We start from the raw sequence: 25,400 nt of genomic DNA, 5'->3' as shown, positions 1-25,400 counted from the left end.
GGGTCCTCAGGTAGGCCCGCTTCGGTTACTCAGCCGCAAAGAGTTTGGCGGTCATGGCGAGGGTCGCTCCGCACGGCTCTTCGGCCTCACGGCTGTTCTCTTCCCCAACGCCTTCCTGCGGGCGCAAATTGACAAAATCATAGAGCTTGCGATCAAGCAGGTGCGACGGCCGGGTGTGGCCGAGCGCACGGGCCATGACACCCAGACGGCCCGGAGTTTCTCTTTCCCAGGCCTGGAGCATGCGTTTGACTTCCTCACGTTGCAGACCATCCTGGGAGCCACACAAGTTGCACGGGATAATCGGAAACTCCATGCCGTCGGAAAACTTCTGGATGTCGCGCTCCGCCGCATAGGCCAGCGGGCGCAGAACCAGGAGATCGCCCTCATCATTGATGAGCTTGGGCGGCATCGACGCCAGCCGCCCGCCATGAAACAGGTTCATGAAAAACGTTTCTAGAATATCGTCACGGTGATGGCCAAGCACGATGGCCTCGCATCCCTGCTCCCGAGCCACGCGGTAGAGAATTCCCCGGCGCAATCGCGAGCACAGCGAACAATAGGTTCGATGCTCCGGGATCTTGTCGGTGACAATGGAATAGGTGTCCTCACGCACGATGATATGCTCGATGCCATTGTCTTCAAAGAACTTCGGCAGGATCTCCGGCGGGAAACCCGGCTGGGCCTGGTCAAGATTGCAGGCAACCAGATCCACGGGCAGCACCCCCCGCCATTTGAGTTCAATCAACACCGCCAGGAGCGTGTAGCTGTCCTTGCCACCGGACAGGCAGACGAGCCACTTTGGCCGGCTGGTCTCAGATGCCCCCTCCGGCACCATCCCGAAATCGCTGATGGCTTCGCGGGCCTGGCGCAGCAGCCGCTTCCGTAATTTCTTGAACTCAACGCTCGACGGCGCTTTCCGCAAGAGCGCTGGAACGTCGTTGTTCGTGCTGTCGGCAATGTCATTCATGATCTGATGCCCTGAGACTGGGTCCGGAAACAATTGACGGCTGACATACCGGATTGCGATCTCAAGGCCAAGAACCCTGGGCGGATTATTCCCCTCCATCATCGACCACCCCAGTCCTGAACCAATTTCTCGGTTGCCAGACCTGTCACAAATCACTATTTATCTATTTGTTATGTAATAACATAACATGTCTTGTAAAAAGAGGTTTATCGTGAAGTTTCATTCGTCTGCAGGTCTTCTCCAAGCAACCGCTCTCAAGTTGGGATTGGCCGCGGCACTGTTCGCTGCCGCGCCCGTCGCAGCGGCCGAAAAAGTCCAATCCAAAGACCACAATCACAGTCACTCTCACGGGTCCCATTCCAAGAAGTCCGAAATCTACAAAGGCTACTTTGAGGATGATCAGATTGAGAACCGGTCCCTCTCCGATTGGGCGGGAAATTGGCAATCGGTCTATCCGTATCTGACTGAAGGGACACTGGACCCGGTCATGGAACACAAGGCCGAACACGGCACAAAAACTGCCGGTGAGTACAAGGACTATTACCTGATCGGCTACAAGACCGACGTCGATGCCATCGAAATTGACGGAGATACCGTCCGCTTTGTCAAAGACAGCGGAACCGCAAGCGGCGCCTATACCTATGACGGCTACGAAATCCTGACCTACAAAAAGGGCAATCGCGGTGTTCGCTACATCTTTCAAAAGGTGTCAGGCGATGAAAGTGCGCCGGAGTACATACAGTTTAGCGACCATAAAATCTCACCGGCGGCAGCAGATCACTACCATCTTTACTGGGGAGACGATCGGGCAGCCCTTTTGAAGGAAGTGACCAACTGGCCAACCTACTACCCGGCTGAGCTGACCGGTCAGCAGATCGTGGAAGAAATGGTGGCCCACTAACCCGCCTCTCCACGGCGCTCTTGAAGAAACATCCCCGCCACCGTGGCGGGGATGTTTCTATTTATGACCCAGAGCAAAAAGAAGGTCAGAAGTCCGGAATCTCAATTCCGTACTTGGCATATATTTCGCCGAGAACACCGGATGCCTTCAACCCGCGCAAATAGATGTTCAGTTGCTCAACGGTGATTGGCGCGTAGGGAAAAACGACGAATTGCCGATTGTAGGTGTGGTCCGGGTGGTCAGCGAATATCTCCAGTTTGGCGTAGATTTCAGGCTCGGATACCGAAATCCAGTTAAGGAACGCCTCACTGGCCACTCCCTTGTCAACACGTCCGAACTCGACAAGCTTCAGCACGCCGCTTTCATCACTGACGAGGCTCACATTCGGCATCGATCCAAGCTTTTCAGCATTAAAGTCTGAGAATGCATAGTGAAACCCCATAACCGCACCGATCTGCGCAGTGGCTCCCTTCTTTTGGGCCGTGCCTTTCAGCTGAAAAAACAGGTCTTTGCCATTGGTGAGATTCACACTTGGCTTGCCGCCACGCTGCCCCCACCCCCAAAGCACGTCATTGTAGGCGATAAGATGAAAATCATCTGTTTGATGGTTGGCAAGCAACCGTTTGGCTGGAACCAGGCTCGGCGTGAAAGCATAGGCGTCCTGATGCTCGTTGAGAGCCGCCAAAACATCGTAGATCAGACCGCGTTCCTCGCTCCCGCTGAAGACCAGTGGGGGTTGAATCGATGTCAAACCAACATTGACAATGGTTCGCGCTGACAATTGCCCTGACCACAAGACAATTGCGATGAAAAGAAAGAAGCGAAATACCATTCAATGCCTCGTCCGGTGAAACCGAATGAAAAATCGCGGCCTGCTGCCATCGGGTTACAGGTCGCTCAATTCGGGCATCAGATTTTCTTTTTCAAGGAGAGCCGTCAAGGTCCGTAATCGAACGAATACGTTTTCGTAAAACGCGGACCTACCGATCGGTACAAATCTATCTAACCGCAGTGCCTTGGGAAAAAGATCACCCGCCGCAAAGAAAAAGGGCTGCCCGAAAGCAGCCCTTAGGTGTTTTGTATTCGGCGCTAGATTTAGCGCGAATAGAACTCGACCACCAGGTTCGGTTCCATCTGCACCGGGTACGGTACATCTGAGAAAGCCGGAACGCGGGAGTAAGTTGCAGTCATTTTTGCATGGTCTGCATCAACATAGTCCGGAACATCACGCTCAGCGGACTGGACAGCTTCCAGAACGATGGCGAGTTGCTTGGACCGTTCGCGAACTTCAACAACGTCGCCCGGACGCAGTTGGTAGCTCGGGATGTTGACGCGCTTGCCGTTGACCTTGACGTGACCGTGGTTGATGAACTGACGGGCAGCGAAAACGGTCGGTACGAACTTCGCACGGTAGATTACGGCGTCGAGACGGCGCTCCAGCAGACCGATCAGGTTCTCAGAGGTGTCGCCTTTCAGACGAGACGCTTCTGCATAGACCTTGCGGAACTGTTTCTCGGAGATGTTGCCGTAGTAGCCTTTCAGCTTCTGTTTCGCGCGCAGCTGAACGCCGAAGTCGGACAGTTTGCCTTTGCGGCGCTGACCATGCTGACCCGGGCCGTACTCACGACGGTTGACCGGGCTCTTCGGACGGCCCCAGATGTTCTCGCCCATCCGGCGGTCGATTTTGTATTTAACGCTATGGCGCTTTGACATCGCGGTTTCCTTTTAACTTCGCGTTGTTTTTCTAACAAGGAAACGCGCCCTCCTTCTTCTGACCAACCACATCAGCGAGCGGTCAGATCGACAGGGTTTCAACAGACGGCGCCGGCTGAAAACCCACGGGTGCGTACACCGGCCAGATCAGATCCAGCCAGATCGCGCGGAGTTACCGGTTCGGCTATCAAAAGTCAATGCCACCTGCGCGTTCGCGGCGGATTTCTTTCAGTTTGCTGGATTTGCCGCCGGACACTATCGGCAAAAACGGGCCTCAATCGGCCTCCTCACCAATCAGTGATGCCCTTACGTAATTTTCATGTCAAAATTAATGCATACATTTAGAGAATTTTAATTGCAGTTTTTCACTATGCCCGCCAATCACAACCATAAGAATAATTGCCAGTAAAATCTGCAACTCGGCCCATTTAGCGGTCTCAACGATTTTTCGTATTGTGAAGACATTAGTAGGTAGACATGTTCTCGCCGTCCAATTCAGATCCAGAGGAAGATGGCCCTGAGCCGGTTCCCGGCCAGCCGCCAATCAAACACATATTAAATAGCCTGGATTATGCTCTTCAACCGATCGTCGATGTCGGCACCGGTGTTGTTTATGGCTATGAGGCGCAGATCCGCAATTGCATCCGGACTGGTGCAAGTTCTACGGATGATCTTCTCAATCAGGCCCACGCCCAAGGTTTTCTGCCGCACTTGGAAACCGCCCTTTTGCGCAAGGCGGCCACAAAATTCATGGCGCTGCGCACCGCCAAGGGCACCAAACTCTTTTTCAAATTGGATGGGCGCGGTCTTGGTGAAAACGAAGACCCGCGCATGAACATGGACGCAATCCTGGTCGAATACGGATTGCAGAAAAGCCAGGTTTGCCTGGAGTGTTCCGGCCGCCATCAGGAAACCCTGAGTGACGTCTCCCACCATGCCCTGAGCGACCTGCGCCAATCAGGCTTCATGATTGCCCTGGATGATTTTGGCCGCGGGTCATCAGAACTGCGTCTTCTTCACGACATGTCCCCAGAATATGTCCGGATCGACCGGTTTTTCCTGAGCGGCATAGACAGCGATCCACGCAAGAAGCTCTTCGTCACAACGGTCGCAAATCTCGCCCACGTTTTGGGCGCCCGCGTCATCGCCGAATGCATTGAAACTGAACGCGAGTTCCGCGCCTGCCGGGATGCCGGTTGTGATCTGGTTCAGGGTTATTTCATCGCCAAGCCTTCGGCGGCACCCGGTTCAGCCAAGCTTTTCTACGACCACATCCGGGCTGAGACGCCGAATGGAAAACGCAAGGAAGAGCAGTGTCGGATCCGCAACGAACTGTTGCAATTGCCAACTGTTCAATTCGATTCGTCCATGAACGATCTTCTGGATCTTTTTGTTCACAATCAGGATGCCAGCATCATTCCGGTTCTGGATGCCAACCAGGAACCCCGCGGCATTATCCATGAACGCGATTTGAAAGCCTATCTTTACGCCGGAGGGCCGGATGACGAAGACGCCAAGGCGGCGCTCGACTTTCCATTGCGGTCATTCGTGCGGGCCTGCCCGATCGCCGATATCGACTCCAATGCGGACATGCTGCTGGTGACGTTTGCCTCCTCGATCAATTCCGATGGCATCATCATCACGCAGAATTTCCGTTACACCGGGTTCCTGTCAGCAACCTCCCTTTTGAAGATCATCCACGAGAAGCGTCTGCAGGAGGCGCAGGATCAAAATCCTCTCACCGGCCTTCCTGGAAATGGCGCGGTGAGCCGGTTCATATCGAAATCAGCATGCACGACGGCATCGGACCGGCATATTTGTTACATCGATTTCGACAACTTCAAGCCGTTCAACGATACGTACGGATACCGTCAGGGCGACCGCGCAATCATTCTCTTCAGTGAACTCCTGCAAAAACATGTAACCGGCAACAATTCGTTCCATGGACATATCGGCGGCGATGATTTCATGGCCGGTTTTCTAACCGGCGACCAGATGGAAATCGCGACGAGAATGCGGGCTCTGAGACGCGCATTCCGGACCGATGTTGAAAGCTTCTATCAGCCGGAACACCGCGAGCAGGGCTTCATGCGCGCGCAGGACCGCTATGGAACCATGCGGGACTTCCCGCTTTTGCAATGCTCGATCTCGATCCTCACCCTGCCAAAGGGTGTTCCGGCGAGCACAGGCTTGATCACAGAAGAGCTTGGTCAGCTGAAGGGCGCGGCCAAAGCCACTGAGAACGGGATCGCTCTGAAGACTCTGGCTGCCTGAAACCGTGGCCTTTGCCAATCAAATACTCTTTGGCATCAACTCACGCCCCGGCATAAGTGCCAGACCGAAACCGGCGAGAAGCCGCTCGATTGCAGGCTTCCGGGCCCCTGAAGTTAAAATGGCAAGGTCGGGGCTTTCAGACGGGACTGATGCCAGGTCCTGCCCCAGAACGCGTACCAGCTGACGCGCGATCGCCTCGGCCGGGTCCAGCCAGTCAACGGGCCACGGGGCGATTTTTCTGAACCGGTTTGCCAAAAACGGATAGTGGGTGCAGGCCAGTACGACAATGTCCGTGCGCTGGCCGTTTTGCTCCAGAAAACAATCCGAAATCTCCGGCAGCAGTGCCTCGTCAGACACCGGTTCACCGCGCAGATGCTGTTCGGCAAGTTCTGCCAGATTGTCCGATCCCACGAGCCTGACGTGACACTGCGCGGCAAAACTCTCGATCAAGGACCGGGTGTAGGCGCGGCGAACCGTGCCAGGTGTCGCCAGCACCGAAATCAGACCCGAAGCCGTCCGCTCTGCTGCCGGTTTGATTGCCGGCACCGTCCCGACAAACGGAACGCCCGGAAAAGCTTCCCGCAATGCCACTCCGCCAAGGGTGAACGCGGTGTTACACGCGATCACGACTGCCTTTGGATCGTGATCCTCGATCAGCCGCGTGAATTGATCCTGCAGCCTGACAAGAAGGTCCTCTTCCGGCCAGCGGCCGATCGGAAAGGCCGCATCGTCCGCTACATAAAGCAGGCGCTCACAGGGAAGCAGGTACCGTGCCTCGCGAAGAACCGTGAGCCCGCCCAACCCTGAATCATAGAAGAGGACCGGCCGGACATCTTTCACGGACAATTCCTCAGGCCTCTGTCTCGTCGACGTCGCCGGTTTTCCGCGGACGTGTTTCCCGCCGCTCCAGCGCAGCAATCACGCCCCGCAAGGTACGCACTTCCTGTTGGCTGAGTTCTGCTTTCTGGAAGATGTTACGCAGGTTCCGCACCATGTGCGGCCGGCGCTCCGGCGGACGGAAGAAACTCACTTCGTCGAGAGAACTTTCCAGGTGTTCGAACATCCGCAGAATGTCGTCCTTGGACGCCGGCGGATGCTCTTCTTCCGACAACAGGAATGGCAATTCGCCTTTACTCGCTGTCTTGCGCCACTCGTAGGCGCAGACGAGAACAGCCTGTGCAATATTCAGCGACGCAAAATCCGGATCGACTGGCAAGGTAACGATTTCGTCGGCAAGCGCGACTTCCTCGTTGTTCAGCCCCCAGCGTTCACGGCCGAACAAGTAGCCGACACCATGCTGGCGCTCACCAAGGTCCACAGCCTTAACTGCTGCTTCATCCGGGCCGCGCACAGGTTTTGGCACCTCGCGCGAACGGGCTGTTGTTGCGTAAACGAAATTCAGATCAGCAATTGCAGCTTCCGTGGTCTCGAAGACCTGAACCTTGTCGATCACATGGTCCGCCCGGCTGGCAGCAGCGCGCGCCTTCTCACTGGGCCAGCCATCGCGCGGATTGACGATCCGAAGGTCAACCAAGCCGAAATTGGCCATCGCCCGGGCGGCTGTTCCGATGTTTTCGCCCAGCTGTGGCTCACATAGGATCACCGCAGGCGGCCGCGCAGTAATTGCCCGCGCTTCGTCTCTGATTTTTGCGTTTTTGCTCATGCAGCGGGATTTAGCCGAACGGCGGAAACTTTTAAAGCCCCTGCATTCCCAACCTGCACCGGAGATAACCGGGTCCGTAACGAACGTCGTCTTGAGGACTCTGAAAAACAAACTCCAAACAATCAACTCAGACACAGCCAAATCAAGGCACCTATTACGAGAGCTTTAGCAAACCTCCCAACCCAAAGCGGAAACATACAAAAAGGAAATAAAACAAAAGCCCATGTTTTTTGCTTTAACTCAACACTCTCTTATTCTTCCTCTGAAAGAGTGCGGGCGTGTTCTATTAGCTATCAAAGAAGGGTGCCATGCAACGTGCGGCAATCATTTCAGCTATAGTGATGGGGTTTGCGATTGGACTTGTGCCAATGCCGGCAGCTTCCCAAGAGTGCCCCCGCGGCGGCACGCTGATCGCTGGCGCAGGTGATTACCGGCCCTACAACATCGTTGAAGATGGAGAAGTCCGGGGCATGGACTTCGAGGTGATTGAGACAATCCTCGGCAAGCTCGGCTGTGATCTTGTGAAAGTGCCCCTGCCCTGGACCCGGCACCTCAATGCCTTGCGCAACGGCACGGTGGACATCGCAACGCCTGTTACAAAAACACCTGAACGTGAGGCGTTTGCACATTTCTCAGCGCCCTACATTCAAGCCGACGAAGTGCTGTTCGTGCGGGCAGAAAACGTCGATACCTATGAAACCCTCCGCGACTTCTTCCAGAACGATAAACGGTTGGGTGTGGTACGGGACTATGCTTATGGCGGTTCGTTCCCAGCTCTCTCGGAAGCCTATCCGAATCTGATTGAGATGACGGACAGCCTGGAACTGAACCTCAAACAGCTTGAGCTCGGCCGGGTCGATGCGATTTTGGGAGAAACCTATGTCGTAACCTCGGAGATCCAGTCGCTCGGTCTCTCAAAGGTGATCAAAGCGACGAACGCGGTCGTCGCTTCAGAGCCAAATTATATCATGTTCAGCAAAAAGAGCGTCTCACAAGACTTCGTCGCCGCGTTTTCCAATGAACTGCAAACCATGCAGGAGAACGGCGAGTTCGACCGCATCACGGCGCGCTACAAGGACAGTGACGGTGCAATCAACTGATCAGATTGGGTATTGATCCTAAACAGGCTGCATCCTTCGGGGCACGTTTTACCACCTGTTTCCGTAAACCACCTTAATTGCCTTTTCCGCGCCGTTTGCTAGAACACCCACGGCTTTTGCGGCCTTCGCCTTTATGAGGGCTGGCAATTGATTGCGTACAATTGTATACGCTCTTCAAACTCCGCCCGGAGGCGCCTCCCTGCCCCGGCAGATCCCGTTGGACCATCAGGAAACGTGAGCAACATGGCCGATATTATCTACACCAAGGTTGACGAAGCGCCGGAACTGGCATCTGCTTCCTTCCTTCCGATCATCCGCTCCTTCACCAAGGCCGCGGGCCTGACCATCGGCACCAAGGACATCTCCCTTGCCGGCCGGATCCTGGCGACGTTTCCGGATTTTCTGACCGATGAACAGAAACAGTCGGACGATCTCGCGCTCCTTGGCGATATGGTCAAACAGCCGGACGCCAACGTCATCAAGCTGCCAAACATCTCCGCCTCGCAGCCGCAGCTGAACGCAGCCATCAAGGAGCTGCAAGCCCAGGGCTACAAGCTTCCGGATTACCCATCTGATCCGACGAATGATGCGGAGAAAGACATCAAGGCCCGCTACGACGCCATCAAAGGTTCCGCCGTGAACCCGGTGCTGCGCGAGGGCAATTCCGACCGCCGCGCACCGAAGGCCGTCAAGGAATACGCAAAGAAGAACCCGCACCGTATGGGCACCTGGGCGTCTTCTTCCAAGACCCATGTTGCGACAATGGGCGAGAACGACTTCCGCTCCAACGAAAAATCCATCACGGTCTCCGCTGCTCAGGCCGGAACAGCACAGATCGTTTTCGTTGCCAAGGGCGGTTCAGAATCCGTTCTGAAAGGCGACTGGCCGCTGGAAGACGGCGATGTCATCGACGCCACCTACATGAGCGTCAAGGCACTGTCGGCATTCCTGGAAAAGGAAATCCAGGACGCCAAGGACCAGGGCATCCTGTTCTCGCTGCACATGAAGGCAACCATGATGAAGGTCTCCGACCCGATCATCTTCGGTGTCTGCGTGAAAGCGTTCCTGAAGGACGTTTTTGAAAAGCATGCGGCAACGCTCAAAGAGCTCGGCGTCAACCCGGATCTCGGCATCGGCGACCTGGAAGCCAAGGTGGCCACGCTGCCTGCCGACAAGGCGGCAGAGATTCAGGCTGATATCAAGGCTGCGCTCGATAACGGCCCGGCCATGTACATGGTGAACTCCGACAAGGGCATCACCAACCTGCACGTTTCATCAGACGTCATCATCGATGCCTCCATGCCGGCTCTCATCCGCGCAGGCGGCAAGGGCTGGGGTCCGGACGGCAACGAGGGTGATGCCAAGTGTGTTATCCCGGACAGTTCCTATGCTGGCGTTTATTCCGCCGTCATCGATCATTGCCGGGAAAATGGCGCCCTCGATCCGGCACAGATGGGCACAGTTCCGAATGTTGGCTTGATGGCCCAAAAGGCCGAGGAATACGGCTCCCACCCGCAGACCTTCAAGGCGCCAAGCGACGGCACCATTAAGGTTGTCAGCGCGAGCGGTGAGACCCTCATCGAGCATGCTGTTGAAGGCGGCGACATTTGGCGCGCGTGCCGGACCAAAGACGCTCCGATCCGCGACTGGGTGAAACTCGGCGTCAACCGCATGCGCCTCTCTGGCATGCCGGGTGTGTTCTGGCTGAACGCTGAACGCGCTCACGATGCGGAGCTGATCAAGAAGGTGGAAGCGTACCTTCCGGATCACGACACATCCGGTCTGGACTACCGCATCCTGGCGCCGACCGAGGCCGCAAAATACTCCACCGAGCGCATTGCCCGCGGCGAAGACACGATCTCCATCACCGGCAACGTACTGCGGGACTACCTGACCGATCTTTACCCGATCCTGGAAGTCGGTACGTCCGCAAAGATGCTGTCGATCGTTCCGCTGATGAATGGCGGCGGCCTGTTTGAGACAGGTGCCGGCGGCTCTGCGCCGAAACACGTTCAGCAGCTGCAGGAAGAAAACTACCTGCGTTGGGATTCCCTTGGTGAGTTCTGCGCGCTCGGCGCCTCTCTGGAGCACCTTGCCAACGTCAAGGGCAACGCCAAGGCCCAGGTTCTGGCCGATGCGCTCGACAAGGCAATCGAAGGCCTGCTCGACAATGACAAGTCCCCGGCCCGCAAGGTCGGCGGCCTAGACAATCGCGGCAGCCACTTCTACATCGCGCTCTACTGGGCACAGGCGCTGGCCGCTCAGGATCAGGATGCAGAGCTGAAGGCCCAGTTCGCCCCGATCGCCGAGGCGCTTTCCGCCAACGAAGACAAGATCGTTGGTGAACTCAATGGCGTCCAGGGATCTCCGGCTGACACCGGCGGCTACTACCACGCCCCGCAAGCGAAGGTCGACGCTGTGATGCGCCCAAGTGCAACGCTGAACGGCGTCATTAGCTAAGGCCAATAAGCCAAAGTTAAAGATACAAAAGGCGGCCCGAGTGGCTGCCTTTTGCTTTGCGTTTAAAGGATCCCGTGTCACCTTCTGGCAGCGCCTTGTCTGTAGCGCCGAAAGAAAACCGCATGGAGGATAAAATGAATGCAGCAGATCTGAAAATCATGAACTCGATGCCAGTCATCTTTTGGGCAAAAAACGAAGATGGGGTCTATATTTTCGGCAACGACACCATCAACGAGTTTGGCGGCGGCGTTGTGGGCAAGACCGATCATGAACTCCCTTGGGCAGACACCGCGGATGGGCTCGTAGCCCATGACAAAAAAGTTCTTGCAGCCGGGAAACCTGGCTATATGCATGAATTCGTTCATAAGTCGTCTAAGGGTGAAGCAACCCTCAACGTATGCAAATGGCCAGGTGAACTTGACGGCGTTCGCTGCACGTTCGGCATATCCTTCATTATTGAGGACTAACCAGCTTCATGGCCCATTCAATCAAGGCGGTCCTCTTCGATAAAGACGGCACGTTGCTGGACTTTGATGCGACCTGGGCGAAGCCACAAGAACAGGCAGCAGTATTCGCGGCAAATGGCGACGAGCTATTGGCAAAGCGTTTGCTGGTCGCCGGTGGAATGGATACGGAAACTCGAAAAACTACGGCTGGCAGCCTGTTTGCTGCCGGCAACGCGCTGGAGATCGCGCAGGCATTTTTAAACGAAGGCGCCCCGCATGACCTTGAACTGCTGACATCAGAATTGGACCGTATATTTCTGGAAGGGATGCAGAAGGCCAGACTACTGCCAGGGCTCGAAACGTCGCTCCGTCAACTGCACGATGCAGGTTTCATTTTGGGCGTCGCAAGCAGCGACAGCGAAGGCTCTATCGCCGCCTTTCTGAACACCACCCGTGTTGCGGCCCTGTTTTCATTCATCGCCGGTTATGACAGCGGTCACGGGCACAAGCCCGGTCCCGGCATGGTCGAAGGATTTGCACGCGCGAACCAAATCCCTGTTCACCAAATCGCGGTCGCCGGCGACAACACGCACGATCTGGGAATGGCGGAAAACGCCGGGGCTGGCTTGAAGATCGGTGTCCTGTCAGGGACAGGAACCGCAGCCGACCTCAGCCCGCTCGCTGATCTGATTCTCGAAAGCTGCGCGGATCTCTCCGACCAGGTGCTTGTCCGCCCGTGATCTGATCTTAGCCGTTGCCGGATTGGCAGCCTAGTGCAACGCAGACGCAACTTCTGTTTTGACGGCACCGACGGATTGCGCCAGGATCATGGCTCGATATTCCGGAAAGGCGACAGCCGGGCTCCACAGGAACCCCTGTCCCAAGGTACCGCCCCAAAGCTTCAAATAGTCTTTTTGAAGCGGCGTTTCGATGCCCTCGGCGACAGTGTTTAGATTGAGCTGATGAGCCATGATGAATATGAGCTCGACAATGGTCCGGCGATCCGCACATGTCGCAATATCCATGATGAAGGAGCGGTCGATCTTCAAAGTGTCGAAGGGCATATTCGCCAGACTGCTAAGGCAGGAATATCCCGTCCCGAAATCATCAATTGCGAATTTGACACCTTTTTCCCGGATGGGGCGAATGCGATCCAGTACAGTGTCTGAGTAGTCCATGAGGCTCGACTCGGTGATTTCCAGCTCGACTTTTTCCGTCGAGACGCCACTCTCGCTCACTGTTCCGATAGTTTCATCGATAAAAGTTTCTTCCTGAAACTGCGCCGGGGACACATTCACGGCAACCGATGTGTGTAGCCCTTCTTCGTGGAGGTGCTTGGTATCGTTAAGCGCTCTTTGCAAGACGAACCGGCCAATAGGTGCAATCAACCCCCGTTCTTCGGCGATCGGAATGAACTTGGCGGGTGACACTTGTCCAAGAACCTCATCGTTCCACCGGAGCAAGGCTTCCGAACCCACGATCCTGCCATTTTCAGGGATGACTTTTGGCTGATAAAAGACTTCCAATCCGCCCGTATCAACCGCATGCCGGAGGCGATCAGCGATCAATTCGCGCTCATTGGCCTGAGTTCGCAGCGCCTCACTATAGGAAACAGCCCGGCCCCGGCTCGCCGACTTGGCCTCATACATCGCCAGATTGGCATTCTTCATGACTTCTTCTGCGTCGGCGCCTTGTTCGGGATAGGTGACAAACCCCGCACTGGCACTCACTGAAAGAGACATGCTCCCGATCTGGACCGGCCTGCTCAGAAGCCGAAGTACGGTCTCTGACACCTCGGTCAATTGGTCCGGATCTGCCAGACCGGGTAGGATCGCGACAAACTCGTCTCCGGAGAAACGGGCCAAAGCAGGTGCATTCTTGGTGTGCGGATGGGCAACCTTATCGAGCAACCTGCCCAGACGTGCCGCAAGCTGCCGCATGACCTCATCACCAACACGATGGCCATGCATGTCATTGATAAGCTTGAACCGATCAAAACCAACATAAAGAACCGCGCCTTCCGCGTCCGGCTTTTGGTCGATCATCGTTGCGGCCAGCTTGTCCAGCTTGGCGCGATTGGCCAACCCCGTGATCATATCGGTATAAGCAAGCCGTTCGATCTCTACGATGTTGGATCGCTGGGTCTGCAGCATATGGCGGAACGCCACCTGCAAATCGCCGACCTCCCCCGGCGCATCGGTCTCAAGGTCGCAATCAAGATAACCTTCCGTAGCTTCTTTCGCCGCTTCCGTGACCTCGCTGATCCCGGCGGTGGCCTTGTACATCAGCCAACCAAGAGCCGGAATGAACGCGAATGCAACGACGCCCAATAGAGCGACCACCTGCCACAGCGTGTTGTAGAAGATGCCAGCAATCTCTGCCTTAGACACGCGGACGAGCACGCTACCAACGGCCGTTCCGTTTCGAAACACAGGAAGAACGTAGTCGATCGAACCAGTTGTTTCGTGCAGTTTGGCCTCACCTGTGAGCGCCGCGTTGAACGCATATTCGTTGAACTGCACTTCGCTTGTCGGCGCTGCCGACATGAAATCGCTGGCGAATTCCTGCCCAAACCGGCTGTAGGCCTTTGCTGCGGTCACGTGATCGTCTTTGGCAACTGCATTCAGCAGCCGCTCCATCTCACCGTAGTTCTTGTTTTCGATTTCACGTGCGGAGATGTTTGCGACAAATTCCGCTTTTTGCCGTGCGTCTCGCTCAAGTCGTTCTGTTATGCCCGACACTTGGGAGTAGTAGCTGATGCCTATGAAAAAGAAGGAAAATCCAAGGATTCCGCAAACTGCGTAAAGTGTTGACCTGACAAACACCCGCCTCAGGATATTTTGGCCTGCCGTTATGACACTCACCGGCATCCGGACCCCCAACAAAACTCAGCCGTTCTGGCATCTATGCGTTCTTGGATAATCTCATCGGGATTAATTCAACAAACAATGAATATTGGCAGCAAAATGCACGCTTTTGCGCTTTGTAATGAAGTATGCTGGGGTCGCTAATCAGAAAAAGCTGCACACATTGCACGGCACTGGTTATTTCGCCATTGTCAACGCTACGGAAGGCTCTTCCGATACATTAGTAAAACCATAAAATGGTACGCAACTTCTGACACTCGCAATTGCTGCGTACCAAATACTACACCGGCGCCTACCGAATTCCAACGTTCCGCTAGCGCAATAACTCAGAGATTTTTTAAGAGGTTTTTGATCGAAGTTTCTCCTTGACCCTGCCTGTTCCCTTTGCCATAACCACCACCCGAACCGTACCGTACGGTTCTTAAAAAATCACCGAGCCTGCCCGTACCCAACAGTTGACCGAAGCCAAATGCCAGCCGCCAGTTTTGACATCGCCACTTCCCGCCCGGACGCTGCACCAGAGTTCTCGCCGCGCCAGCAAGTGGTCTTGCAGCATGCGCTGACGCTCTTGGTCGAAGGCGGCGAAAAAGCTTTGACCACCGCGGGTCTTGCGCGCACGGCAAGCTGCTCCAAAGAGAGCCTCTACAAATGGTTCGGCGACCGGGATGGCTTGCTCGCAGCCGTCGTCGCTTATCAGGCGAGCCAGGTGCAGTTTCCATCTGAAAGCGGTGCAACGGCGGATCCGGACACGTTCCGGGCCCACGTCACAGCTTTTGTCGAAGCCTTGCTCGCCGTCCTGTTCTCGGAAAGCTCATTGGCCCTGAACCGGCTTTCGATCGGACAATCGAACACCAATTCCAACCGTCTCGGCCAGCTTTTGCTTGTGCGCGGAAAACACATGATTTCAGCCCGTGCGCGCAACATGCTTGAGACCGGCCGGCGCCATGGGCTCTTGAAATTCGACGATGCGGAGGACGCTTACCAGGTGCTCTACGGTTTGGCGATCCGCGATGTCCATATCCGTCTTCTTCTCGGCGAGACTGCAAGTGCCGCCGAGAAGGATCTGAAAAGCCAGGCAGAAACAGCCGTGGCCCGATTTTATCAACTGTTCGGGGCCTGACCCCGGGCGGAGGAAACAAAGAACATCAGGCCCGGATCAGATCCGGTCTTGATCATCATCTCAAGGAAAGGGAATTCCCATGCGTGTCTATTACGATCGTGATGCTGATCTGAACCTCATCAAGTCCAAGAAAGTCGCCGTCATCGGCTATGGCTCCCAGGGCCGTGCCCATGCCATGAACCTGAAGGACAGCGGCCAGAAGGAAATCGTTGTTGCCCTGCGCGCCGGTTCAACCACTGCACTGAAAGCAGAAGCCGATGGCTTTAAGGTCATGACCGTTGCAGAAGCTGCCGCCTGGGCCGACCTGATGATGATGGCGACCCCGGACGAGCTGCAGGCCGACATCTACAAGGATCACATCGCCGACAACATCCGTGACGGTGCTGCGATCGCTTTCGCCCATGGCCTTAATGTTCATTTCGGCCTGATTGAGCCGAAATCCACGGTCGACGTCCTTATGGTTGCGCCAAAGGGCCCAGGCCACACAGTACGCGGTGAATACCAGAAGGGCGGTGGTGTCCCGTGCTTGATCGCTGTTCATCAGGATGCATCCGGCAATGCGCATGACCTTGGCCTGTCCTACGCTTGTGGCGTTGGCGGCGGCCGCTCCGGCATCATCGAGACAACCTTCAAGGAAGAGTGTGAAACCGACCTCTTCGGCGAACAGGCCGTTCTCTGTGGTGGTCTGGTCGAACTGATCCGCGCTGGTTTCGAAACTCTGGTCGAAGCTGGTTACGCCCCGGAAATGGCTTACTTCGAGTGCTTGCACGAAGTGAAGCTGATTGTCGACCTGATCTACGAAGGCGGCATCGCCAACATGAACTACTCAATCTCCAACACGGCTGAGTGGGGCGAGTATGTCACCGGTCCGCGCATCGTCACGCCAGAAACAAAGGCGGAAATGAAGCGCGTTCTGGAAGACATCCAAAACGGCAAGTTCACCTCCGATTGGATGCAGGAGTACCGCGCAGGCGCTGCGAAGTTCAAGGCAACCCGCCGTCTGAACGATGCCCACCAGATCGAAGAAGTTGGCGAAAAGCTTCGCGGCATGATGCCCTGGATCAAGTCCAACGCTCTCGTCGACAAGACCAAAAACTAAGGCCTCGCCTGCGTTGGACTTGTCCATGACAAGAAAACCTCTGCGTTCGCCAAAGGCGAAACGCGGGGGATCAAGTCCAACGCTCTCGTCGACAAGACCAAAAACTAAGGTTTCTGCGACGACGAATTGCAAAACCCCGCTGGCAACAGCGGGGTTTTTCATTTGCGAACTGACCAGGCCGCTAACCGATTCCGACTTGGAGTAGCTCAGCACCGCGATACGTTTTTGAGCAGTTTGCGCAACAAAAGACTTTCAGCGAATACACTTTGATGAAATTTTAGAGCGCAGAAACAATTGGCCAGAAACCCGTACTGCCCTAGAGTTATGAGCAAGCGCCACGATTGAAAATCCCGGAGACCGGTTTTTATGACGCCATTGCCACTGTTTTCGGCAAACATGCTCATTTTGTCGGTCTTCGCCATTTCTTTTTTGGCAATTTCTTTCAGTGCCCGTCCAAACCGGCATTGGCGAAGCTGGGCGGCTGCCAACGCCTTGTCCGTCGGCGCACTCGCCTCATTTGCAAGTCTTTCTGCCTTGCCGCCAATTGCAACTTATATGCTGCCGAACATCCTCCTGCTTGCCGGGTTCGGATTTCACTTGCACGCAGCACGCAGTCTCAAGCAGGTTTCAACCCCGTATGGTGTCGTGATCGCACCTGCCGGTGTCTACATTGTTGTAGCCGCCTTGGCTTACGTTTTTGAGGTCTACGCCCTCGCCTATGTTGCTTCCAACCTGCTTTTTGCAGCGCTTTGTATCAGCATCGCCGCAACCTATGGCTCAGCGGCGTTCCGCGGTCTGGTATCCAGCCTTGCGCTGATCATCGCCTTTGGTTTGCTGGCCCTGGAGGCAGGTCTCCGAATACTGCACGGTGTCCTGGCTGAGGGCCCATTCGGCCCCGGCATGATCGACGACGGGACAGTCAACATTCATTTGATGATTTCGTTGATTTTCATTGCCATTTCCGGTGCGTTTTCTATGGCGATCTCCTTTGAGCAGCTTGCGCGCAACAATCACGAGGATGCCCGGCGGGATCCGCTTACCGGGACCTTCAACCGCCGGGAATTCCTGCGGCGCCTGGAGGGACAACTACAGCCTGCAACGGGAGCACATTTTGGTCTGATACAGTTTGATCTGGACCATTTCAAACAGGTCAACGACCGGTTTGGCCATGTGGCTGGCGACGAAGCGTTGGTAAAGGTCTGCCAGGCGATCCGCCACCATCTGCGCCGAAGCGATTGTTTCGCGCGCCTCGGCGGGGAGGAGTTTGGCCTCCTTCTACCAAATGTTGGCCAGGAAGACGCGGTTGTGATCGCAGAGCGAATCCGCAGACTGGTCGAAAATCAGTCTTACGAGTTTGCCCCGGACGGATTTCAAATCACCATCTCGGGCGGCATGTATCACGGCACCGGCGAAAGCCTGACACCGACAGATTTGTTCAAAATCGTCGACACCGGCTTGTACACATCCAAGAATGCAGGCCGCAACCGGATCACCATGGCCGCTCAAGAGACGGAAACGCCAAAATTCTCTGAGGAATTGGCGCAACTTGACGGCCTCAGCCAGCCTGAAAATGAGCTTCAATCAGCCGTGTGACCTCGGCATCGCGCGCAGTTTCGCTTTGACCGCCAATAACGACGACGATCAACTGTTTGCCGCCGCGGCGGGCTGTGGCAACGAGATTGTAGCCAGACATGCGCACGTATCCGGTTTTCAAACCATCAACGCCCTGGACCTTGCCCAGCAGGTTGTTGGTCGCCCGGAATGTCCGCCCATTGTAAGTGAACGACTTTGCCCGGTAATAGCTGGCATATTGCGGAAACCGGCGCTTCAGTGCGAGGCCAAGCTTTGCCATGTCGCGTGCTGTGGTCACCTGCGCCGGATCAGGAAGACCGGTGGCATTGACAAAACGGGTGCGCGACAGGCCCAGCGCACGGGCCTTTTGGGTCATTTCACGCGCAAAAGCGGCTTCACTGCCGGCGAGGTTTTCAGCAACGGCCACGCCAACATCATTGGCGGACTTGACGGCCAGTGCCCGGGCCGCCTGCTCGACCGAAATCGTGCTGCCGGCCTTCAGGCCAATCTTGGCCGGTGGCTGAGAAGCCGCGTTTGCCGAAATATTCAAGGGGCTCGACAACCGGTTTTCGCCGGAACTGACGCTCTCAAACAGCATGTATAGCGTCATCATCTTTGTCAGGGACGCCGGAAAACGCGGAGCATCTGCGTTGACAGCATAGAGTTCCTGGCCCGTTGCGGCATTCAGCACAAGGGCCGAGAAGCCCCGCTCCTGAGCGGTTGCCGGTGCATAGCTGACAACCGGCAAAGACGCGGTCTGAACCGCTGCAGCCTGACCGGATGACGCGCCAGATTGTGACGGCGCACCTGCCGTTTGACAGGCGGCCAAGGACACCGCCAGCACAACCGCCGAAAGACTGCGCAAAAAGCGCGAAAAACTCATGATGCCCCTCAAACTCACCTCGTCCGCACGGCCTACGGTTTCAGCTTGTAACCCGTTTTAAAGATCCAATGAACAATCGCAAGAGAGACGGCCAAAAACAGGAGCGTCATGAAAAGCGAGAGCCAAAGAGAGACGTCGGCCTGGCCGTAAAAACTCCACCGGAATCCCGAAATCAGATAGACGACCGGGTTGATCAGCGTCACCTTCTGCCAGACCTCAGGCAGCATCGAGATCGAGTAAAAGCTTCCCCCCAGAAAGGCGAGCGGCGTCACAATCAAAAGCGGGACGAATTGCAGCTTCTCGAAATTGTCCGCCCAAATACCAATGATAAAACCGAGCAAAGCAAACGTGATTGCCGTCAACAAAAAGAAGGCCGCCATCCAGAACGGATGTTGGATTTCGATGTCGACGAAAAAGTTTGCTGTGATCAAAATGATCAAGCCGACCAGGATCGACTTCGTCGCCGCGGCTCCGACATAGGCGATGGTGATTTCCAGAAATGAGATCGGTGCCGACAAAACCTCGAAGATCGTGCCTGTAAACTGCGGGAAATAGATACCGAATGAGGCGTTCGACAGGCTCTGCGTCATCAAAGACAGCATGATCAGCCCCGGCACGATAAACGCGCCGTAGGAGACACCATCCACCTCGCTAATCCGGGAGCCGATCGCTGCCCCGAACACCACGAAATAAAGTACCGTGGAGATGACCGGCGAGACGATCGACTGCATGATCGTACGTTTGGTGCGCGCCATCTCGGCAAGATAAATCGCTTTGACCGCTTCAAAATTCATTTGTGTTGTCCTCGGACAGCGGAAGAGTAATCAGGTGCCATAGCGATCAGTCTCCCCTTTTCACAAGATCGACGAAAATATCCTCAAGCGACGACTGATCCGTCTGGAGATCATGAAAATACACACCGGCCTTCGACAGATCTGTCAGCAATGCAGTAATCCCGGTGCGTTCCCCTTGCGTGTCGTAGGTGTATGTCAGGCTGCTGCCGTCCTCAGACAGCTTGAGATCATACTTCTGGAGCTCCGGGGGAAGGTCTGTTACGGCGCAACTGAGTGACAGCGTCAACTCCTTGCGGCCAAGCTTTTGCATAAGGCGGTTCTTGTCTTCAACAAGGATGATTTCGCCCTTGTTGATGACCCCTACCCGGTCGGCCATTTCTTCCGCTTCTTCGATGTAATGCGTGGTCAGGATGATCGTGACGCCCTTGTCCTTGAGCTCGCCAACGATGCGCCACATGTCATGACGCAGTTCCACATCAACCCCGGCGGTCGGTTCATCCAAAAACAGAATCTCCGGCTCATGCGCCAGTGCCTTGGCCACCAGAAGACGGCGTTTCATACCGCCAGAAAGAGCCATGATCGGGTTTTTTCGCTTGTCCCAAAGGGTTAGGTCCTTGAGGATCTTCCCAACCAGATCCGCGTTCGGTTTCAGACCAAACAGGCCCCGGCTCAAGGCCACCGTATCACCAACCATTTCGAACGGCGCTGTTGGCATCTCCTGGGGTACCAGACCAATCATCCGCCGCGCCGCGCGATAGTCTTTCAGTGCATCGTGCCCACCAACGGTGATGCTGCCCGACGTCGGCCGGACGAGGCCGCAGATTGTGCTGATCAAGGTTGTCTTGCCGGCACCGTTCGGACCGAGCAGCGCGAATACCTCGCCTTTTTCAATCTCAAGCGACACCGATTTCAGCGCCTGAAACCCGCCATCATAGGTTTTTTCCAGATCTTGGACGGAAAGGATCGGCGCCATGAAAATCTAACCAGTTTTTTGAAATGTATCAGACCGGCAGACTGCGGGTCGTTTGGGCGGGCACACTCGCATGTGGTCCAATCAACTGCAAGATACAAGGCTGGCTTCATCCTGACAGTTGGTGTCAGCAGAGGACCGTTGATTGTTTCGAATGGCGAAACACTGCGTCCAGCCGCTCTCCTATGGGTTTCCGGGACAGATCCTCTATCTTCCAAGGTAACATTCAATCAAGCCTGGAACACAACATGTCCGTTCGCCCCGTCACCCATATCGGTTCGACCCAGTCCACACTTGAAGGCGCTGGCGTCAAGCTGGAACGGGTCTTCGGTTTTCAAGATCCGGAGATGCTGGATCCGTTTCTGATGATGGACGATTTCCGCAACAACCGCCCGGAGGATTATCTCGCTGGATTTCCCTGGCACCCGCATCGGGGCATTGAGACGATCACTTATGTTCTGAAAGGCACCGTGGAGCATGGCGACAGTCTGGGCAACACAGGCACACTTGGCGCAGGCTCTGTGCAATGGATGACTGCGGGCCGCGGCATCATGCACCAGGAGATGCCCAAAGGCGATGAAACCGGCAAAATGCACGGATTTCAGCTCTGGGCCAACCTGCCCTCATCCCTGAAAATGACGGAACCTCGCTATCAGGACATTGAAGGTAAAGACATCCCCGTCGTCGTAGATGATGACGGTACTTCCGCGCGTGTCATCATCGGTGAGTTCTGGGGCAAGAAGGGGCCTGTCGACGGAATCGCAGCCGACCCGCAGTATCTGGATGTTCATGTTCCGGCAGGACGTAAAAAACGTTTCAAGGTCGATACTTACAAACAAACCTTCGCATACATCTTCGAAGGTTCAGGCAAGTTTGAAGGTGCTTCAGATCCATTTGGCGTGCTGACCGAAAAGGAGTTCGGGGGCGAAGAGCTCAAGATCCGCGACCAGACCGGCGACCGCACGCTGGTCATATTCGGCACGGGCGATGAGATCGTGGTTCATGCCGGTGAGAACGGGATTCGTTTTCTGCTGGTCTCGGGAGCCCCCATCAAGGAACCTGTGGCGTGGCACGGTCCGATCGTCATGAACACCCGTAAAGAACTGATGCAGGCGATCACGGAACTCCAGAACGGGACATTCATCAGGTAGGCCATCAACCGCCTTGCAACTTTCACATTCAATCACTACGGCTGTCTGATCTTCTTTGATTGGACAGCCATGCGTTTAAAACTCCGCGCCGCGCGTGCTTACGATGCTCCGGCCCTCACCAAAATCATGCACGATGCCAAGGCGGCCTGGGGCTATCCGGAAGACCTGATGCGTCAATGGCGGGAACATTGGCAAATCACACCGGAGATGATCACCGATCATGAACTGATCGTTGCCGAAGACGCCGGTCATGCGATCGCTTTTTCCGGATTGGAGCAAAACACTCCTCGATCCGTCACGCTTGAGTATCTCTATGTTTCGCCAAGCGCTCAAAAGAAAGGCATCGGCACCCTGCTTCTCCAGCGCAGCGAAGATCGTGCCCGCCAGTTTGGTTGTGACAAGGTCACTCTGCGCAGTGAGGTGAATGCAGGCGGTTTTTTTGAGCGGAGACAATACAAGACTGTCGGCCAAGAACCCAGCAAGATGGCGCCTGGCCGGTTCATGCCCCTGATGGAAAAGACACTTTCGGGCAATGTAGTGCCGATTTCCGAAATCACGCTGTCGGTTTCATCAAACCCTTGGGATTTTGAAACGGACAATGCCGCCGAAATATCCGCACACTTTGTGGAGCAACAAAGGCGGATCCCGGAGCTGTGGAACGGCAGAACGCTTAAGCTTACCAGTCATTCATTTGACAGTGGCGCACTCACCGGCGTTTGCACCGAATGCTCTTATGCCGCGTTCCTGACTTGGCGGGACTGGGGCGCTCCGGACCTAACAACATTCAACCTCTTCGGCTCCGCAGTCATACGCTCATCGGACGGCGCGCTCCTCTATGGTGTCATGTCCGCCCATACAGCGACCGCCGGTCAGATCTACCCACCTGGTGGCAACCTTGATCCGTCTGACGTCGGCCCAACAGGGCTGATCGACATCCGGGGGGCGATCGCACGGGAACTGGAGGAAGAGACTGGGCTTCGCCTGAATGAACTTGTGCCAGACGACTTACTGATCGTTTTCGACGGTGCTCGTATCAGCGTTGCGCAAGTGTTCGACAGCAACCAGCCAGCGGAGCCGTTGCGCCAAGACATCATCGCGCATTCTCTGGCCTCTGAGGAAAAGGAGTTGGCGGACGTGCGGATCATCCGGTCCATACAAGACCTGGACCATCCGGCTATCGCCTCCTATGCCCGGGCTCTCGGGGCCCATATTCTGCGGTAATCGCCGTGTCACGGTGACGGGCGCACTTTCGTCAATAAAATCGCGTGGATCACTTCGCAGATATTCAACATTCGGCAACTGAAGTTTTTTACCTTCGGCACCAAAGGGCCCGACGGCCCGGATAGCCGATTGCCTGACATGACTGTACGTGGTGACAGGAGCACGTAAACACTTCATCTTATGCGCCAATAGATCAACGAGAAAGACGGCCCACCTGCCATGAAACAGTTTCTCATGGCTCAAATAGCTCGTCCTCGGTTCTCAAAATGAGAAAGCGCCACCTATCTTCGAAAAAGTGAAATTAGCAATGAAAAATGGTAAAAACAACGACAATACTATCGCAGTTGAGATTGCAGACCTAATCTTTGACAATATAGATTCTGTCAAAACACACCTTAACTTAGATAGTTATGATACAACTGCTGTTGTTATGAGAATAACCGCGGCATCCGATGGCGAAGGTGGTGTCTCTGAAGCGAAATTAGCACAGCAGCTGAATATTACCCGCCCCACCATGAACCGGATCATCCGCAGACTTCTGGATACCCACCACATCCTAGCGATTTCAGACACTTCCCCTAAAAAATATGTCTTTAATTTCGACTATGAACCGGCCCAGTCCAAGTCAGACTCCAAACGCGCCAAGTTAAACTTTCAGCGGTCAGTAATAGATCGCTGTGTTGCCGCGCTCCTCGCCGTCTTCTGGTCGTTCGAGCGTTATCAATTTGATAATGAGGACGAATAGCGCTTGAAGGCGGAGTGTATGCTCAGTAACATGATAATAACGCTGACGATATTTCAGCAGGGTTGAAGTCTGGGAATTATTTTTATTTCGGGCATACCGTCTTCAACTTGGGGTCACTTTGTTTTTTTCGGAATTCGGGCTGCTCGCAAACGGGTCTATTTCTATAGTTTGCACGCAGGCTGGCCAAGAAACCTTTCAATGGACTGCTTCTCCAAGAGCAGTCCATTTTTTTGGTTTAACAGCGCGGTGAATCACCGATCCCCTTCTTGGAATTCAGTCCTTCGCCACAAGCATCACATACCCATGCCCCAATGCGCGAGGGTTGTCTTCACCGGGAAAAACACGCGTTTATCAAAACACCGGGGATCTGCCAAAAGCGGGCGCCAGCCATGTTCAAGGCAAGAGTTTGTTCACCAACAATCGGCGCAAAGGTCTGGCGGGACTTGCGAAGACATGCAAAAGTCCGCTCACCTTCGAACCTGAAACGCGTTCGATCTCCAGGGAGAACACTGTATGAGCCGCAGCTACGCGATCTTGGACGTCTTTACGAACAAAGCTTTGGCCGGAAACCCACTGGCTGTTGTGCTTGATAGTGAAGGCTTGAGCGACGAGCAGATGCAGAAAATTGCCGGCGAGTTCAACCTGTCCGAAACCGTGTTTGTCTTCCCTCCGGAAAATCCCGGGCACTCAGCATCAATGCGGATTTTCACACCGAAATGCGAGCTGCCGTTTGCGGGCCACCCGACTGTTGGCACCGCTATTTTAATGGCCGTGGAACGGTTTGGCGATGTTTCTGGCGAACAGGATGCTGTGGTTGTTCTCAAACAAAAGATCGGTACGGTTCGCTGCGCCGTGATCTTGCGGGAAAACGCAACAGCTTTTGCAGAGTTTGACATACCCCGGCTCCCGGAACCGGCCGGACCGACGCAGAATATTGAGTTAATTGCAGCGGCTCTGAACCTTGAACCATCCGATATCGGCTTTGAGAACCATGCACCTTCCCGTTTCAAGGTCGGTCCGGCGTTCACGTTCGTCCCTGTCCGGGATCTGAATGCCCTGGCCCGGGCAAAACCCGTTCCGGCAATGTGGAAGAAAGGCTTTGGCAACGATGACCATAACGATGCCTATGTCTACTGTCGTGAGACCCGGTCTCATGACAGCGCGTTCCACGCCCGCTTGTTTGCACCTGACATGGGCATCATGGAAGATCCGGCAACCGGCTCCGCGGCAGCCGCTTTTGCGGGCGTGATCCGGCATTATGACGGCCTGACAGCAGGAACCCATCACATCCGGATCGAACAGGGCTTCGAGATGGGCCGTCCGTCGCTGATCGACCTCGAGATCGATATTGAAAACGGTGACATGCATGCCATCCGGGTTGGCGGACAGGCAACGCTGATCGCCCGGGGCGAGTTGTTTCTTTAGGCCGCAGCCATCGGCCATAGGCCCGATCA

22 protein-coding genes are annotated in these 25,400 nt (G+C 55.3%); 13 read left to right on the top strand and 9 right to left on the bottom strand.

Features of this window, described 5'->3' with window-relative positions; genetic code table 11:
- Positions 1-25 precede the first annotated feature (25 nt).
- Complete coding sequence (gene ttcA, locus SADFL11_RS01345; RefSeq protein WP_040452278.1) at positions 26-967, bottom strand: tRNA 2-thiocytidine(32) synthetase TtcA; 942 nt, start codon at positions 965-967, stop codon at positions 26-28.
- Positions 968-1,178: 211 nt separating this feature from the next.
- Here ttcA and SADFL11_RS01340 point away from each other — a divergent pair, with 211 nt between their 5' ends.
- Positions 1,179-1,868: a ZinT family metal-binding protein gene (locus SADFL11_RS01340; RefSeq protein ID WP_008188910.1), complete on the top strand. Its 690-nt coding sequence runs from the start codon at positions 1,179-1,181 to the stop codon at positions 1,866-1,868.
- A gap of 85 nt (positions 1,869-1,953) precedes the next feature.
- Here SADFL11_RS01340 and SADFL11_RS01335 read toward each other — a convergent pair whose 3' ends face one another.
- Entirely contained in the window at positions 1,954-2,700 is a 747-nt protein-coding gene (locus tag SADFL11_RS01335) for a type 2 periplasmic-binding domain-containing protein (RefSeq protein ID WP_134852864.1), read from the bottom strand.
- A 263-nt stretch (positions 2,701-2,963) separates the two neighbouring features.
- Positions 2,964-3,581, bottom strand: coding sequence for a 30S ribosomal protein S4 (rpsD, locus tag SADFL11_RS01330; RefSeq protein WP_008196665.1), 618 nt, complete (start codon positions 3,579-3,581; stop codon positions 2,964-2,966).
- A 477-nt stretch (positions 3,582-4,058) separates the two neighbouring features.
- Between rpsD and SADFL11_RS01325 the strand changes: the two genes are divergently transcribed.
- Positions 4,059-5,855, top strand: a complete 1,797-nt coding sequence (locus SADFL11_RS01325; RefSeq protein ID WP_008196453.1) for an EAL domain-containing protein — start codon at positions 4,059-4,061, stop codon at positions 5,853-5,855.
- A gap of 18 nt (positions 5,856-5,873) precedes the next feature.
- Here SADFL11_RS01325 and murI read toward each other — a convergent pair whose 3' ends face one another.
- Positions 5,874-6,695 carry a glutamate racemase gene (gene murI / locus SADFL11_RS01320; protein ID WP_040450797.1) on the bottom strand — a complete coding sequence of 274 codons (822 nt, stop codon included), beginning with the start codon at positions 6,693-6,695 and terminating at the stop codon, positions 5,874-5,876.
- 10 nt (positions 6,696-6,705) lie between these two features.
- Complete coding sequence (locus tag SADFL11_RS01315; RefSeq protein WP_008193792.1) at positions 6,706-7,518, bottom strand: RNA methyltransferase; 813 nt, start codon at positions 7,516-7,518, stop codon at positions 6,706-6,708.
- 308 nt (positions 7,519-7,826) lie between these two features.
- Between SADFL11_RS01315 and SADFL11_RS01310 the strand changes: the two genes are divergently transcribed.
- From SADFL11_RS01310 to SADFL11_RS01295, 4 genes are all read left to right on the top strand, one after another.
- Complete coding sequence (locus tag SADFL11_RS01310; RefSeq protein ID WP_209002706.1) at positions 7,827-8,618, top strand: substrate-binding periplasmic protein; 792 nt, start codon at positions 7,827-7,829, stop codon at positions 8,616-8,618.
- Between the two features lie 243 nt (positions 8,619-8,861).
- Positions 8,862-11,078, top strand: coding sequence for an NADP-dependent isocitrate dehydrogenase (locus tag SADFL11_RS01305; RefSeq protein ID WP_040450798.1), 2,217 nt, complete (start codon positions 8,862-8,864; stop codon positions 11,076-11,078).
- A gap of 134 nt (positions 11,079-11,212) precedes the next feature.
- Complete coding sequence (locus SADFL11_RS01300; protein ID WP_134852863.1) at positions 11,213-11,545, top strand: PAS domain-containing protein; 333 nt, start codon at positions 11,213-11,215, stop codon at positions 11,543-11,545.
- A gap of 8 nt (positions 11,546-11,553) precedes the next feature.
- Positions 11,554-12,264 (top strand): HAD family hydrolase, encoded by a 711-nt coding sequence (locus SADFL11_RS01295; RefSeq protein WP_008191137.1) that lies wholly within the window; start codon positions 11,554-11,556, stop codon positions 12,262-12,264.
- 30 nt (positions 12,265-12,294) lie between these two features.
- On the opposite strand, the gene SADFL11_RS01290 is transcribed toward SADFL11_RS01295, so the two are convergent.
- Positions 12,295-14,394, bottom strand: coding sequence for a putative bifunctional diguanylate cyclase/phosphodiesterase (locus SADFL11_RS01290; RefSeq protein ID WP_008191521.1), 2,100 nt, complete (start codon positions 14,392-14,394; stop codon positions 12,295-12,297).
- 466 nt (positions 14,395-14,860) lie between these two features.
- Here SADFL11_RS01290 and SADFL11_RS01285 point away from each other — a divergent pair, with 466 nt between their 5' ends.
- From SADFL11_RS01285 to SADFL11_RS01275, 3 genes are all read left to right on the top strand, one after another.
- Positions 14,861-15,511 carry a TetR/AcrR family transcriptional regulator gene (locus tag SADFL11_RS01285; protein WP_008193660.1) on the top strand — a complete coding sequence of 217 codons (651 nt, stop codon included), beginning with the start codon at positions 14,861-14,863 and terminating at the stop codon, positions 15,509-15,511.
- Between the two features lie 79 nt (positions 15,512-15,590).
- Complete coding sequence (ilvC, locus tag SADFL11_RS01280; RefSeq protein ID WP_008194118.1) at positions 15,591-16,610, top strand: ketol-acid reductoisomerase; 1,020 nt, start codon at positions 15,591-15,593, stop codon at positions 16,608-16,610.
- 366 nt (positions 16,611-16,976) lie between these two features.
- Entirely contained in the window at positions 16,977-18,203 is a 1,227-nt protein-coding gene (locus SADFL11_RS01275) for a GGDEF domain-containing protein (RefSeq protein WP_040450799.1), read from the top strand.
- On the opposite strand, the gene SADFL11_RS01270 is transcribed toward SADFL11_RS01275, so the two are convergent.
- Genes SADFL11_RS01270 through SADFL11_RS01260 form a run of 3 tightly spaced genes read right to left on the bottom strand, consistent with a single transcriptional unit; the run spans position 18,166 to position 20,832 of the window.
- Complete coding sequence (locus tag SADFL11_RS01270; RefSeq protein WP_008196996.1) at positions 18,166-19,065, bottom strand: D-alanyl-D-alanine carboxypeptidase family protein; 900 nt, start codon at positions 19,063-19,065, stop codon at positions 18,166-18,168. The genes SADFL11_RS01275 and SADFL11_RS01270 overlap by 38 nt on opposite strands.
- Positions 19,066-19,097: 32 nt before the next feature.
- Positions 19,098-19,859, bottom strand: coding sequence for an ABC transporter permease (locus tag SADFL11_RS01265; protein ID WP_008192690.1), 762 nt, complete (start codon positions 19,857-19,859; stop codon positions 19,098-19,100).
- Between the two features lie 46 nt (positions 19,860-19,905).
- The gene (locus SADFL11_RS01260; protein WP_008197230.1) at positions 19,906-20,832 is read right to left on the bottom strand and encodes an ABC transporter ATP-binding protein; all 927 of its coding nucleotides are present in this window, start codon (positions 20,830-20,832) and stop codon (positions 19,906-19,908) included.
- Positions 20,833-21,077: 245 nt separating this feature from the next.
- On the opposite strand from SADFL11_RS01260, the gene SADFL11_RS01255 reads away from it, so the two are divergent.
- From SADFL11_RS01255 to SADFL11_RS01240, 4 genes are all read left to right on the top strand, one after another.
- A complete protein-coding gene (locus SADFL11_RS01255; RefSeq protein WP_040452284.1) occupies positions 21,078-21,980 on the top strand; it encodes a pirin family protein in 903 nt (300 codons plus the stop codon).
- A gap of 69 nt (positions 21,981-22,049) precedes the next feature.
- Positions 22,050-23,201: a GNAT family N-acetyltransferase gene (locus SADFL11_RS01250; RefSeq protein WP_008197163.1), complete on the top strand. Its 1,152-nt coding sequence runs from the start codon at positions 22,050-22,052 to the stop codon at positions 23,199-23,201.
- Between the two features lie 307 nt (positions 23,202-23,508).
- Positions 23,509-23,946, top strand: coding sequence for a helix-turn-helix domain-containing protein (locus tag SADFL11_RS01245; protein WP_040450800.1), 438 nt, complete (start codon positions 23,509-23,511; stop codon positions 23,944-23,946).
- A gap of 513 nt (positions 23,947-24,459) precedes the next feature.
- Positions 24,460-25,371: a PhzF family phenazine biosynthesis protein gene (locus tag SADFL11_RS01240; protein ID WP_008193550.1), complete on the top strand. Its 912-nt coding sequence runs from the start codon at positions 24,460-24,462 to the stop codon at positions 25,369-25,371.
- The last annotated feature ends 29 nt before the right edge of the window (positions 25,372-25,400 follow it).

Source organism: Roseibium alexandrii DFL-11, assembly GCF_000158095.2.
Lineage (GTDB): Bacteria > Pseudomonadota > Alphaproteobacteria > Rhizobiales > Stappiaceae > Roseibium > Roseibium alexandrii.
Note: the sequence above shows the minus strand (reverse complement) of the source record. Positions and strands in the feature narration are given on the sequence as shown.